This window comes from Clostridium sp. CTA-1, from assembly GCF_054768215.1.
In genome coordinates, this window is record NZ_BAAAAP010000023.1 from 42,295 (window position 1) to 57,646 (window position 15,352).

Sequence of the window (15,352 nt, forward strand, 5' to 3'; positions counted from 1 at the left end):
CAATTAATTCCTTTCTGATAATATTTTCATAGGTTCATATCTCATTATATAAATAACTCCAATACCTATAGAGATTGCTCCAAGTAATAGTGCTATAGCTATAATTGCTAAAATAGCACTTCCTGTAAGACTTACATTTAGATTTGTTAATGTTGCATTTGTAGCATCTGTTATATTACTACCTATACTTGCTATATTTGCAAATCCATCATTCATAGCTTCACTTTGAACTTTTAATTGATTTTTCATAAGTATATTTGAAATTGGTTGTGCTGAAAAACTACCTATAGATAATCCACAAACCAATGAAATAACTATTATAGATAATGTTTCAAACATAATTCCAAGAGCAATTTTTCCTTTTTTCATTCCCATAGCTCTGAGAACACCAATTTCATATTTTCTTTCCCGAATTCCTAATATAGATATTAATATTAAAACACTGCCTCCAAATACTAATACTAACGTCATAAACACATTAGATATTTTTTGCAATCCTTCAACAGGTTTAACAATTGAATCATAATTTCCTTTATCCGTTGATACATTTGCCATATCACTCAATCCTTTTTCATGAGCTTCTTTGTCAAACTTAGATAGTAAATCTGGATCCTTTAGAAAAAATCTTGCTTCTATTGTAAATAAATCTTTATCTTTTTTTACTTTTTGGTTATAAGAATCTAATGTATCCAAAGATGTTAAAATTTCATTTCTTTTATTAGTTATAGCCATTTTAGGCATAACTCCTTGCTGATTTTCTTTGTCTGTCGTAAGATCTTGATATATTCCTGATATTTTTAATTTAAGTGGATCATATTTCTCAGATTTATTAGTATTTTCAACTTCAATAGTGTCTCCTACTTTTAAATTATTTAATTTAGCAAACTCCTCACTAACTATAGCTTCTTCTTTCTTAGAATACATTTTTCCATCTATAATTTTTCTATTTCCTTTTGAAAAATCTTCTAAGTTTTCAATTTTATCATTACCTACAACAGGCAAATTAGGCATATTAATTCCTTGCCCAGAACCTGCATCTCCGATAATTACTCCTCCCATTTGACTATTATCCTCATCTTGATCCAATGCTTTAAGATTATCACTAACCCCATAATATTTACTTTGCATCTTAGTTTCTTTTAAATATTCAGATTTTGCAAGATCTCTAATTAAATTATTAGTAATACCTGTTACCTTATTAGAATCAAACTTTCCACTTTGCATAGCTTCTTTTAATTTTTTCATATCTGTTTGAATATATACTTCTGCCCCAAATTTATCTTTATAATCTTTTACAATTTCAGATGAGGTAGTATTAATAATAACAGAAATAGCTACACTAGAAAGTATTGCTGTCATAATAATACAGAGTAATATATTACGCCCTTTGTTTCTTGTAAGATTTTTTAATGCATTTTTTAAAATATACATGCCCTACTCTCCTTTTTTGAATTTTATTGTATAGCCAGTATAACAAATCAATTGTTTATTCAATGTTAATTGGTTTTTTTATATTCACAAAAGGATAAATAAAAACAAGAACCTTTATTTAATTCACTTTCTGCTATCACAAATCCGTTGCACAATTCACATACATGAGAAACCAAACTTAATCCTATTCCATATCCATCTTTTTTTAATTCATTAATCCTGTATTTATTATTAAAAATTTTTTCTATGGAATTTTTCTCTATTCCTATACCATTATCTTTAACAGTAACAATGACACTATTATTTTTATTTTTTACAGTTACCTCAATAGGATTTCCTCCACCATACTTTATAGCATTGTCTACTAAATTACTTATAGCACGATAAATCCATCTTTCTTTAGCCAAAATAGTTGTGTTACTTTCGTCATCAAACTGAAAATTTATATGTTTATATATCTTTCGATATGTATCACAAACTGATGCACATATTAAAGAAACATCTACCTCTGTCATATTTTTATCATCTCTTATATCACTTAGTGTTAAAATATCATCTATACTATCTGAAATATTGTCAATAAATTTAATATACCGATAATTTCCATCAGCTTCTAAATTAGTTCTTAAAATGGATATAGCATTCTTCTGTTCATGGGATAAATAAGAATTTAATGTTTTGTAGTCATTTAAATTTTTATTAAATTTATTTTTGACATTCTCATAGGCCATTGCAAAAGATTTACTTACTATATCAGGTTCTATATTATCATCTAATACATTTAACTTTTTAATAATATTTTTCATCTCTTTATCATGTATGTGGCTTAATTTTATCCATAATAAAAAAGATGATATTACTAGCACAATAAAAAACATAAATATAAACATATATAATTTTTTAGATCCAATATTTTCATAAACACTTCCAATTTGGCCTACTTCTGTTATCTTACTCATGGAAGGCTTTATTGTTTTAAACGAAATTACGTTTTCGTAGTCATTTTTATCCATCATATAAACATTGGCCTTATCCATAACCACTTTTTCTGGTGATTTACTAAATGAAATTTTAAAACCATAAATGTCTATTCCTAACACTAAAGTTAAGATTATAGAATATATAATTATAGCTAAACCGCTTTTTATATTTACTCTATACATAAAACATATCCCTTTCCTCTAATATTAATTAAAATTTCTTTTCCAGAAGCATTACTTAATTTCTTTTTTAGCCTTGCAATATGTACTCTTAATACAGATGAAAATGGATCGAAATTCTCATCATAAATATGTTCTGCAATTTCTTCACTAGATACCACTGCTGGATGTCTATAACAAATATATTCTAATATGTCAAATTCTTTAGATGCTAAAGCAACTGGTTTATTCTCTATTTCTACTGTTCGTGTAATAGGATTTAGTTGAAGATTTCCAATATTTATAATAGGATTTGTTCTTCCATGAAACCTTCTGATTATCGCATGAATCCTCGCTCTTAGTTCCAACAATTTAAAGGGTTTTGTTATATAATCATCTGCTCCATTATCTAATCCAAAAGCTAGCTGCTCTACTTCATCTCTAGCAGTAACAATTATTACTGGTGTTTCAATTGACTCACTTCTTAAATAATTTAATATCTCTATTCCATCTATATCTGGTAAATTTAAATCTAAAAGAATTACATCATATTCATTTATACTAGCTTTTTCTTCTCCATCTGACCCTGTATTAGATACATCAATATGAAATCCCATTTTTTCTAATCCCATTTTCATTGAATTAGCAAGCTCAATATTATCCTCTATAATTAGTAAACGCATATTTACTTCCTCCCTATTTGCATTCTTAAAATTATATCATTATTAATGTTAACTCAATGTTAATCAATTATTATTATTTTAAAAACTTAAAAATACTTTTTATACAAATTAAAAAGCTGTTGATAAAATATGTTTATCAACAGCCTGATGGAAACACTAAATATTTTCCTTATTTTCTGTAACTAAATTCTCCATTTTCTTTTATATTAAAAAAGTCAGCAAAACTTATATCAAATATATCCTTATCTATTTTAGATATATCTATTTTATTTTTTATTAGTTCTGTTAATACTCCAGCATAAGCTATATCTCCCTGAAGTATAGCCCCATATATAATTCCATCTTTGTGTATTATTTTTTTATAAACCCCATTTTTATCTATTATATCTACTTTATAGCTTTCATCCTGTGGTTCTACTATACCTAAAGATATAGTATATACCCCTAAAAAATTCATAGAATTTCTTGCACCAAAATTATCATCTAATAATTTTTTTTCTCCTGCCATATTATGAGCAGCTATTCTTCCTTGCTTCATAGCTATCGGCCATATAGGAGCTCTAAAAGTTACATCCCCAGCAGCATATATATCTTTAACTGTTGTTTCACAGTTATCGCTTATTACTATTCCTCTTTCTATTTTTATTTTTTCAGTATCTATAAAATCTATATTAGGTCTAACTCCCGCTGCTACAATTACAATATCACAGTTTACTGTTTCACCATTGTTTAATTTTATCCCGAAAACATTGCCATCTTCATTTATTAAAGCTTCCTCAGCTCCTACATTAGTTTTTATATTAACATTATGTTTTCTAAATAATTCTTCATAGGTTTCTGATGCCTTTTGATCTAATTGAAGAGGAAGCATTCTATTACCCATTTCTACTACAGTTACTTCTACATCATTTTCTATTAATCCCATAGTAGCATCTATGCCTACTAATCCAGCTCCTATTACCACTGCTTTTTTAATTTTTTTAGCCTCTTCTTTTATATCTATAGCATCGTCTAAATCTCTTAGTGTATACACTCTTTTAGCTTCTCTTAAATTCTTAATTGGTGGTATAGAAGCATACGAACCTGAGGATATAAGTAATTTATCATAATGTTCTGAAATTTCACCTTGTACCTTTACTATCTTCTTATCTATATCTATATTTTCTACCTTTTTACCTTTTATCCATTTTACATTATACTTATCAAAAAAATCTTTTTCTATAAAAGATAATCCTTCTATTTCTCTGTTTCCACCTATAAAATGATGTAATAAACATCTTGAATATACTTTATCATCTTTAGAAATCATAACTATTTGTGAATCTTTATCTAATTTTCTCAAGGTTTTAACTGCTGAAATTCCTGCTGCACTAGACCCTATTACTACATATTTCATATTACTTACCTCCTGAGCCTTAATATTTTTCATTGTATTTTAAAATCTATCTTTTTATTAAAGAAAATTTCATACTAATCTCTGGTAGTTTATTTCCATTCTATTTTTTATTTTATGATCTAAACTACAAAATGTTAACTTTATTCTTAACAAAATCTTAAACTAAAACACTGTAGATTATTTAATCTTGTATTATATAATTTAAATTTCTTCTACATAAATAGCTCCTGTAGGGCAGTTTTCTACACATCTAGGTATTTCTCTTTCATTACACAAATCACATTTTATTATGACTTTACTGTTCTTTTCATCTGCCTTCAATACTCCATAGGGACAGTTCATTACACACATAAAACAGGCTGCACATTTATCTTTATTATAAGATACTACACCCGTCTTTTCGTCTTTACTCATAGCTCCGGTTGTACAAGTATTTACACACTCTGGATTATCACAGTGTCTACAAAATATAGGGGTTTTATTACCTAGCATATCTAACTCTATATGATTTCTACTTTCATTAACCTTATCTTCTAAATCTAAATCATATATGGATTTTCCCCTTTCATTATGCTCTGACATACAGGCAAGAACACAGTTTAGGCATCCTTCACATAAATCCTTGTTTATCATAATTCTTTTCATAAAGAATTCCCCCTTAACTCATTTAAAAACCAATATAATAATCATATTAAATCATTTTGAATTTAATCTTGTAGCTAATATTTTTACATTGATCCGAAACAATATTAGCTTAAATTTCAGATCAACGTAAAAATATAATTATTGAAATGACTATTTAAGTCCTAATTTCTCTCTTCTATCCAAAACTATTGCTTCTAGTTTATCTGCAGCTTTTTTTACATCATCCTCTATTATTAATTGTCCTCCAGTTAAATTCTTTAGATCTTCTGTTAATACCTTGGATACAACTTTACTACCTCCTATAAATGGTGATATAGCAAGATGTAATGGTAATCCTAAAGCTAATCCAAATGCTCCATCCGCTAAAGCTTGTTCCTCTAACCATTGTGGTGCTGAAAGAACTAATGGAAGCTGTGGTAAATCTATACCAAGATCTTTAGCTAATTCTGTAGCTACAATTTCAAGTCTTCCTATAGCAAGACATGGTCCAAAATTAAGTACTGGTGGAATTTTCAAGCTTTCACATACTGATCTTAAATTATCTCCTGCAAGAGAAGCTGCTGAGGTTGACATTAAACCTACATTTTCAAGTCCACCACTAGAGCATCCTGCTGAAAGAACTATTATATCTCTTTTTATAAGTTCCTTTGTTAACTCTACTGTAAATACATCATGTCCCATAGCTGTTAAGTTAGAACATCCAACAACTCCAGCTACCCCTTTTATTTTTCCTTCCGCTATTAAATCTAATAGTGGTTTCCAAGTTCCACCTAAAAATTCTTTAAGAGAAACTTCACTTACTCCTGTTATAACATCATTATAACCGTGATCTCTAGGTATGTTTACTTTGATATTTTTTCTTCTTTCTTTATATGCATTTAACGCTTCTTTTATAATATGTTCACTGATTTTTTCTCTATCTTCATAAGAATACTCTAAATACTCTGCATTAGATTTTTTAGCTACATCATCTAGACAAATCATTTTTACTTTTAGATTTTCTGTAATAGGTTCTATACCTGGTAATGTACAGTTAAATTCTGATACTATAGCATCTATTGCTCCTGTAGCAATTATAGCTTCACTGGTAAAATTATTTCCACCATGGCCTGAGAATACTTCTTTATAATGTTCTCCTCTTAATTGTAAATCTTGACCTACACAGGTACATCCAACTAATCTAAAACCTTTAGCTCCAACTTTTTTAGCCATTTCTACTATATCTTTATCTATCAATCTATCTTGAAGGTGTGCTATAGTTGAATGTTGGTGTCCTGTTATCATAATATTTATATAATTCTCATCTATAACCCTAAATCCAACCTTAGCAGGTCTTATAACTGGTTCCCCAAGCATTACGTCATTTAATAAATTTGTTAATGTTAATCCATAAAGGCCTGTGGATATACCTAGATTTAGACAATGTAATAACATTTCTACAGGATCACTGTTTAAATTTGTAGAAGTTTTTACTACAGCATCAAAAACTTCTGACTTAGCCCCACCAGGTAATATATTAAGCTTTTCCCAGTTTTCATATCTTGGTTTATAGGCCATTTTTTCTACTATTTCCATCTTTTCATACCTTGGTTTATATAAATCTTTTAAAACCATATCTGCTACTTTAACTGCTTTTTTGTATATATCTTCTTCTTTTATTTCAAAGATTTCTGCTAATCTATTTAAAGCCTTTTCTCCTTTTATCTTTCCTTTATTTTCCCCTGTGGCTTTTAAGTTTCTTGCAGTATTTTCTACTATATGTAGGTAGCATCCTGCTCCTGCTGCTACTGCCCTTAAAAAGTTTCTTGCAACTATAGTATCTGCATTAGCACCACATACTCCTCTTGGTGATTTTGGAGTTATTCTGCAAGGACCATTTGCACAAAGTCTACAACAAACACCTAACTGACCAAAACCACATTTTATTTTTTGATCCTCTACCCTATGATGAGAAGTTTCCATATCCATATTAGATATAAATCCTTGAAGAACTTTATCTGCTGATTTACAAGTTTTACAATTTGTACACATTGACATAACCCATCCTCCTTCATAATGTTTACCTATTTGGTATAGTTTTATTTATTTATAAAAGGAATATATTTAATTCCTTTCTTTTCATATATTTACTTATATTTTTAACTCCTAACAACAAATTTCCTATTCTAAAAATAGACCTTTTAGGTATACTTTTACATAAACAAAGTTTCAATGTTCTATCTTTTTAATTTTCATAGAATTATCGACCCCTTTTGATCTAAAATTTCTTGAAAATTTACAGCTTCTAATTCACTTACAAGTTTTCTTTGTATTTTACATAAAGTCCTATGTATTTCACAATTTCCATTTTTACCTGCATTACAATACCTAGGATCATATATACATCTATTTATACAAATTGGTCCATCTATTGCTTCTATTACATCTTTCAGATTTATATCCTTAGGCTGCTTATTTAATGCATATCCGCCTTTAACACCTCTAAAGGATACTACTATTCCTGACTTTGTAAGTTTTCTTAGAAGCTTTAGTAAAAATCTTAAAGGTAATCCTTCTTGCTCTGATATAATTCTAGCCTCTACTCTTTCTCCATAACCTAATTTTGATAAATAGAGTATAACTCTTAATGCATAATCCGCTTCTTGTGTAATTTTCATATTTATTCTCCTAAAAGTATACTTAATGAGTATACTTTAAATATACTCCTTTGTTATAAAACTGTCAATAATTTTAACTAAAATTTCTATTATCTTATACATATATTTTATAAAAGGCACATGGATATATACTACTATAATATATTACTCTTACAAAACACTATATGTTTAAATAAATATTAACCTAAGCATAGGCCCTAAAAACTAAAATTTAGTTATAACAAAAATCTTAATAATAGTATATATCATTATTATGTACCTTTTATTTTATAATAATAAAATAAATATACTTGTTATAATACTGTTATTCCATATCTATATAATCTTCATCCATACACTTCATATCTTTCATACCTTTCATATCCTTCATATGCATCATAGGATGCATATGCATTGGCATCATTGGATGCATTCCCATCATATGGCATGGTATCATCATAAAACATATTCCTTGCATTGGATTCATCATTCCCTGCATAGGCATTTGACCCATTCCCATCATAGGATGCATTCCCATCATAGGATGCATTCCCATCATATCATCCATTCCCATCATGGAGTACATTCCCATCATATTATCCATTCCCATCATGGAAGACATATATGGAGTTGGCATTGGGTGACACATTTGATGCATATGATGCATTTCCATATCATCATACATTGGTTTCTTATCCATTGGCTTTTCTTTCATTTTCGCTGGCATTTTACTCATACTGCAATCTCTCATAATTACACCTCATTAAATATTTTTTAAATTACATTATTATGTTATGCATTGTATATATTATTGGTTCCATATTTAATATAAATTTTTGATTATAAATTACCACATTATTGTTCTCATCTCATGGTTATTCATAGCTATATTTTCTTCTGCTTCTGTAATTCTTTTATTTTTTTTATGAGTTGTACTTATTATATAATTATATTTAATTGCATGTTTTATTTCATCTGTTAAAATTTCAAAAACCATATCCCTATGATATCTATTTGGAAGTCCCTTTCTTATTTCTCTATACTTTTCCATTGCAGCTAACTCACCGAACAAAGCTTTTTTTACTCCATCTATATAAGATTCAGGCTTTTCAAAGTCCTCTGCTCCATCTGAAGCTTCTATATCTTTCCCCGTATAAAATTTGTATATAAATTTAAACATTTTTCTATGTTTTCTTTCATCATCTCGTATAGTTCTTATGATTTCTTTTTCTTCATTAGTAGGTGCTTTACTTATTAAATAGTCATATAAAAGCTCATCTTCTCTTTCACCTTGAACCGCACCCTTTACTAACTCTAGCGCCTTATTAAAATCATGTTTTGTAAAATCCATTCCGTAAAAACTACAGCACATCATCCGTTGCATATTATACATACAAATATCTCCTCATTTTATTTCTTCACAATTTCTATTATATTCAATAAGGAAAATCTTGTACCTAATCTACCATTTTGTTTATATAGTAGATTATCTTATATATGATATTATGCGCCATAATATTAATATATTAAATTTAGTGCATAAATTTATTTATACTAAATTTAACCACCTAGCGTTATGTCCTGCTCATCATACCATTTTAATGCTCCATAAAAATGCTCTGGTTTAAAATCTGGCCAATAATCTTCTATTATATAAAAATCAGAATATACTGATTGTATTGGTAAAAATCCACTTAATCTCCTTCTTCCTCCCCATCTTATTATTAAATCTACCCTTGATATATCCGTGGATTTTATATGTTTATTTATTTTATTTCTACTACTTAAATTATTATTTTCTAAAGCTTCAAGATCCCACTCCCAACCATAATTTACAAGGAAATTTACTTTTATCCCACCTTCTTTGAATACTTTTCTTTTCTTTGTATAGGGAAGAAGTTCTTTCGGAAACATTGGTGATTCTGTATTTCCTACTACAAGTAGTGAAGCATCTTCATTACATAACATTTCTACTGCTTCAATACAGGCCTTTGTAAAAGATTCTCTTTGTACTTTAGGTCTTTTAGTATTATCTGTAGTGAAACCATAATATGTAATCTCATTTATTCCCGCTGCTCTGCAAAGTCTAAATAGCATAAGCCCTGGATTTAGACCAAAATCATATCCACACTGCTTTTCCATTCCCTTATTATTAGCCCATCTTCTATTTCCATCTGGAATTATACCAATATGGTTTGGTACTCTCATAAATTATCCTCCTTTGGATTTTAATATTTCAATTACCATTATTATGCGCAATAATGGTATTTTTAAACACTTATAATTATTTTAAAAAACAACCATTATTATAAAACAATATATTTTTATGCTTTATTGTTTTTTTGAATATTCTCATATTGTCTAAATACATAAAAATTTAAAAAATTATTAATTACATTTTAATTTTTATATATATTTTTTAAAACTTATATTGATAATAAAAAAAATATATGATATAGTATATATAAATTTAATAGTTAAGTTTACGTGTTACTGATTCGATCAGGCATGAGTGAGACTTTAATATTTAAGATTACTATAGGTGTATTCTACACTTTTTAATCTTATTTAAAGTTTTGCTCATGCCTTTTGTATTTTAGTAAACAATATTATTAATAAAATAAATTTATTGTATGATATGAAAGGAGAACTTATTTATGTTTAAAAAATCATTTGGTATTTTACAACAAGTTGGTAAAGCTTTAATGCTTCCTGTAGCATTATTGCCTGCTGCTGGTATTTTATTGGCTTTTGGTAATATGTTTCAAAACGAAGCTTTTTTAAAACTAGCTCCAGCATTAAATTCCCCTGTTTTTCAAGGTTTCGCAAAAGTTATGGAGCAATCTGGTAATATAGTTTTTGCTAATCTAGCTCTATTATTTGCAGTAGGTGTCGCAGTAGGACTCGCTGGTGGTGAAGGTGTTGCTGGACTTGCAGCTATAGTTGGATTCTTAATTATGAATGTTACTATGGGTGTTGTAACTGGTATAACTCCAGGATTAATAGGTAAATCTCACCCTGAATTTGCAAGTGTTTTAGGTATACCAACTCTCCAAACTGGAGTATTTGGCGGTATTATAATGGGTATTATTGCGGCTCAATTATATAAGAAATATTACAATATAGAATTACCTTCTTATTTAGGCTTCTTTGCAGGTAAAAGATTCGTACCGATAGTAACAGCAACTTTTGCAATTTTTGTAGGTTTAATAATGGTATTTATATGGCCACCAATTCAGAGTGGATTAAATACCTTTTCTCATAATATGATAGATGCTAATAAAACTTTAGCGGCTTTTGTGTTTGGTGTTATTGAAAGAGCATTAATTCCATTTGGATTACATCATATATTCTATAACCCATTCTGGTATCAATTCGGTGAATATGTGAATAAAGCTGGTCAATTAGTAAACGGTGATCAAACTATATTCTTTGCTCAATTAAAAGATGCTGTTCCATTTACAGCTGGTACTTTTATGACTGGTAAATTCCCATTCATGATGTTTGGACTTCCAGCAGCAGCTTTAGCTATATATCAAGAGGCTAAACCTGAAAAGAAAAAACTTGTTGGTGGTATAATGGCCTCTGCTGCTCTAACTGCATTCTTAACAGGTATTACAGAACCAATTGAATTCTCATTTTTATTTGTTGCACCGGCATTATTTGCAATACATTGTTTATTTGCAGGTTTATCCTTCATGACAATGCACATACTAAACATTAAAATAGGTATGACATTCTCCGGGGGAGTTATAGATTTTATCCTATTTGGTGTAGTTCCAAACAGAACTAAATGGTGGCTTGTAATTCCTGTAGGTTTAGCTTTCTCCGTAATTTATTATTTTGGATTTAGATTCGCTATAAGAAAATGGAACCTAAAAACTCCTGGTCGTGAAGATGATACAAATACTGAAAATGTAAGCCATTCTTCTGAAGGCTCTTTAGCGGCTAAAGTATTAGAAGCTTTAGGTGGAAAAGAAAATTTAGCTAACTTAGATGCTTGCATAACTCGTCTTAGAGTAAGTGTTAATAGTATTGATAAAGTAAATAAAGAAGAACTTAAATCATTAGGCGCTTCTGGAGTTATGGTAGTTGGTAATAATATACAAGTTATCTTTGGACCAAAATCTGATCAGTTAAAAGAGCAAATTAAAGATGTTATATCCGGAAAAACTGTAACTAAAGATGTTAAGATAGAAGAACCTAAAAAAGAAACTGTAAAAGTTTCTTCTAAAGATAAATTTGTATCTCCAATAGAAGGGAAAATACTTTCTATAACTGATGTTCCAGATGAAGTTTTCTCTCAAAAAATGATGGGTGATGGATTTGCTATAGAACCTAAAAATGGAACTGTATTATCACCTGTAGATGGTATAATAACTACAGTATTTCCAACTAAACACGCTATAGGAATAACAGCAGAAAACGGACTTGAGCTTTTGATTCACTTTGGAATAGATACAGTTAATCTTAAAGGTGAAGGCTTAGAAGCCTTAGTAGAACAAGATGCTAAAGTTAAAGCAGGAGATCCAATATTAAAGGTAGATATTGATAAAATTAAGGATAAAGTTCCTTCAATAATAACTCCAATAATATTTACTAATTTAACTGATGATCAAAAATTAGAAATTGCTAAACTTGGCAACCATGTTAAAGCTGGAGAAGACAATATCATTAAATTAAAATAATAGAAAACAAAAGAACTTAAAAATAAGCTTAAATCTTAAATTAAATAAGATTTAAGCTTATTTTTTTAATAATTTTTAAACATAAACATCATCTATAATTATAAATAAAAGCTATGAAATTAAGGTATAAACATATATTCCATAGCCTTTTACATTTAAAATTTATTTATAAATTAACCTAATACCAATTATCAAACTCATCTATAACCCATTTAGTTCCATCATATATCAATGTAGCTTTTGAAGTACTTATGTCTTTTTGACCATGATAATAACCTTTTAGAGAAACATAAACTTTATTTCCATCATATTTTTTTTCTATAATTTTAGCATTCTTAACAATAAGCCTTGGTTCAGGATTTCCATATCTCATATAGCATTGTCCATCTATATTTTTAAATGCAAAGCTTATCATGTTTTTTATAAAATTTTCTGTATAATAAGTGTTAAGCTTAAAATTTTTATTTAAGTAATCATATATAGAATCATATTTACTTAGATCATCCTTCACTGGAGCATAGCTTATTCCAGCTAAATCTATATAAGATTCTTTATGAACTTCTATTTTAAGCATTTTCTTAAATTCTTCATCTCCATTAAATAGCAAGTTTTTAGCATCTTTATCTGAAATAACTGGTTTGTTTTCTAATATACGCTGTGATTCAGTATTTATAACTCCTGTTCCCCCTAACAAAATAAGGTTTTTATAATTATTATCATCTAAATATTCCTTTTGCTGTGATACATTAACACCATCTGTTAATATTATAGGAGCATCCATCTTAGAAGCTAAAGCACTTCCTGATAAAGCATCTGGAAAATTCTCTCCACTGGTAATGACAGCAGTATCTGATGACAAATTAAACTTCCTGCATACATTTAAAGATGTTTCATATCTATTTTTACCATCAACCCTTTCTATATCATCTTTATTTAATGATGGTACAATATTTTTTAATTCATCCACAATACTATTTCCTATTACACCTTCTCCACCTATTATAAAAGCTTTAGTAGGTGATATATCCTTTATTATATCCTTTATCTCATTAGGTAACTTATCTGAATTACTCATAAAAATTGGATATCCCTTTGACGCTGCAGGACTAGACACACTTAAAGCATCTGCAAATCCAAAACCATTAACAATAACTATTGGACTTCCCTTTTCTACATCTAATGATTTTACAACACTTTTATTTGTAGCAAATCTATTTATTCCACCTAACCTTTTAATATTTTTATATCCAAGATCTTTAAGCCAATCTTCATATACCCTATCAACGGCCCCTTCTCCTCCTAATATATATATGGAACCATTTTTAACAAGTTTACTTTTTATAAGATTAATAGTTTCTCTACTAGAATTTATATTCTCATCAATTAACAATATTGGTGCATTTAATTTTTTTGAAAGCGCAGATCCAGCCAAAGCATCAGGAAAATTATTTCCATTCGCTATGATTACATTTTCAAACTTTTCACTATTATAATGCTTAGCTATATTTATTGATGTTTCATATCTATTTTCTCCACCTATTCTATTTACATTATAATCTCCTTTTGCTCCTACTACACCCTTTCCTCCTAATACTATAGCCGATGAAATTACCAACGCCATAATCTTTTTCATTTTAACGTTCCTCCTAAACACAATAATTTTTTAGTTTTAACTACATCATATCTATATTATGTATAAGACGAAAAAATGCTAATAAATCATTTATAAATTTTAGATATAGAACATAACACTATTTAAAGATGTATTTTATTAAATATTACTTGATTCATTGTAAAATAAAAGCTATGAAATTAAGGTGTTATCCCTCTGTTTCATAGCTTTTTGTATTTAATATAAAAATCTATAGTTCTATAAAAATTTACTAACTGAGCCTTTAAAATAACTTATATCACTAAATATTTATATATTAATAGTTTTCACAGGCTATTTCAAAATAAGATTTTGGATGCAAACATGATGGGCATTTCTCTGGTGCTGCAGTTCCTTCATAGATAAATCCACAATTACTACATTTCCAAAGTACTTTTTCATCTTTTTTAAATACTTTATCATTTTCTACATTTTCTAATAATTTAAGATATCTTTTTTCATGTTCTTTTTCTACTTTTGATATCATATCATAAGCCACTGCAATTTCTTGGAAACCTTCTTCTCTTGCTACCTTTGCAAATGATGGATATAACTCTGTCCATTCTTCATTTTCACCAGAAGCTGCTGCCTTTAAGTTATCTGCAGTATTATCATATAATGCAACTGGATATGAAGCAGTAATTTCAATAGCATCACCTTGAAGATCTTCCTTTAAAAATTTATAAAATCTTTTTGCGTGTTCCCTTTCTTGTTCTGCTGTTTCTATAAAAATGTTTGAGATTTGTATAAAACCTTCTTTTCTAGCTACACTAGCATAATAAGTATATCTTCCTCTAGCCTGGGATTCCCCTGCAAAAGATTTTAATAAGTTTTCTGCTGTCTTTGTACCTCTTAATGATTTCATAAAAAACCCTCCTATATATTTATATATTTATATATTTATATATTATGTTATATTATCAACAGTTCATATAATTTAATAAACAATTTAATAGCTTAAAATTAATTTTTAATTACAATTATATTCTAACTTATAAAGAAAATTTTGTCAATACTTATTATTAAATAATAATTATTATTTGTTATTTTTAGTACATATTTTATTTAAGATCATATCTATCC

Annotated in this window: 13 protein-coding genes; 1 reads left to right on the forward strand and 12 read right to left on the reverse strand. The window is 28.3% G+C overall.

The genetic code is table 11. From position 1 onward, the window contains the following. Positions 1–3: 3 nt before the first annotated feature. From ACYUEW_RS15510 to ACYUEW_RS15555, 10 genes are all read right to left on the reverse strand, one after another. Positions 4–1,431, reverse strand: coding sequence for an ABC transporter permease (locus ACYUEW_RS15510; protein WP_163224671.1), 1,428 nt, complete (start codon positions 1,429–1,431; stop codon positions 4–6). A 65-nt stretch (positions 1,432–1,496) separates the two neighbouring features. After that, positions 1,497–2,594 carry a sensor histidine kinase gene (locus ACYUEW_RS15515; protein WP_460277185.1) on the reverse strand — a complete coding sequence of 366 codons (1,098 nt, stop codon included), beginning with the start codon at positions 2,592–2,594 and terminating at the stop codon, positions 1,497–1,499. After that, positions 2,582–3,253: a response regulator transcription factor gene (locus ACYUEW_RS15520; RefSeq protein ID WP_134864534.1), complete on the reverse strand. Its 672-nt coding sequence runs from the start codon at positions 3,251–3,253 to the stop codon at positions 2,582–2,584. Before ACYUEW_RS15520 ends, ACYUEW_RS15515 begins: the two co-directional genes overlap by 13 nt. A 169-nt stretch (positions 3,254–3,422) precedes the next feature. Beyond that, a complete protein-coding gene (locus ACYUEW_RS15525) occupies positions 3,423–4,649 on the reverse strand; it encodes an NAD(P)/FAD-dependent oxidoreductase (RefSeq protein WP_460277188.1) in 1,227 nt (408 codons plus the stop codon). Between the two features lie 201 nt (positions 4,650–4,850). Continuing rightward, complete coding sequence (locus ACYUEW_RS15530; protein WP_030034527.1) at positions 4,851–5,294, reverse strand: 4Fe-4S dicluster domain-containing protein; 444 nt, start codon at positions 5,292–5,294, stop codon at positions 4,851–4,853. 150 nt (positions 5,295–5,444) lie between these two features. Continuing rightward, entirely contained in the window at positions 5,445–7,331 is a 1,887-nt protein-coding gene (gene cooS / locus ACYUEW_RS15535; RefSeq protein ID WP_460277190.1) for an anaerobic carbon-monoxide dehydrogenase catalytic subunit, read from the reverse strand. Between the two features lie 194 nt (positions 7,332–7,525). After that, positions 7,526–7,951 carry an RrF2 family transcriptional regulator gene (locus tag ACYUEW_RS15540; RefSeq protein ID WP_003486818.1) on the reverse strand — a complete coding sequence of 142 codons (426 nt, stop codon included), beginning with the start codon at positions 7,949–7,951 and terminating at the stop codon, positions 7,526–7,528. A gap of 304 nt (positions 7,952–8,255) precedes the next feature. Further along, entirely contained in the window at positions 8,256–8,681 is a 426-nt protein-coding gene (locus ACYUEW_RS15545; protein WP_042385253.1) for a hypothetical protein, read from the reverse strand. Between the two features lie 96 nt (positions 8,682–8,777). Next, positions 8,778–9,323: a ferritin-like domain-containing protein gene (locus ACYUEW_RS15550; protein WP_043031785.1), complete on the reverse strand. Its 546-nt coding sequence runs from the start codon at positions 9,321–9,323 to the stop codon at positions 8,778–8,780. A 167-nt stretch (positions 9,324–9,490) separates the two neighbouring features. Then, the gene (locus tag ACYUEW_RS15555; protein ID WP_003486824.1) at positions 9,491–10,138 is read right to left on the reverse strand and encodes an undecaprenyl diphosphate synthase family protein; all 648 of its coding nucleotides are present in this window, start codon (positions 10,136–10,138) and stop codon (positions 9,491–9,493) included. 449 nt (positions 10,139–10,587) lie between these two features. Between ACYUEW_RS15555 and ptsG the strand changes: the two genes are divergently transcribed. Then, on the forward strand, positions 10,588–12,618 hold the full coding sequence (gene ptsG / locus ACYUEW_RS15560; protein WP_460277193.1) for a glucose-specific PTS transporter subunit IIBC: 2,031 nt from the start codon (positions 10,588–10,590) through the stop codon (positions 12,616–12,618). A gap of 178 nt (positions 12,619–12,796) precedes the next feature. On the opposite strand, the gene ACYUEW_RS15565 is transcribed toward ptsG, so the two are convergent. Further along, complete coding sequence (locus tag ACYUEW_RS15565; protein ID WP_460277195.1) at positions 12,797–14,251, reverse strand: cell wall-binding repeat-containing protein; 1,455 nt, start codon at positions 14,249–14,251, stop codon at positions 12,797–12,799. 295 nt (positions 14,252–14,546) lie between these two features. Next, positions 14,547–15,134 (reverse strand): rubrerythrin, encoded by a 588-nt coding sequence (gene rbr / locus ACYUEW_RS15570; RefSeq protein WP_003486830.1) that lies wholly within the window; start codon positions 15,132–15,134, stop codon positions 14,547–14,549. Positions 15,135–15,352 lie beyond the last annotated feature (218 nt).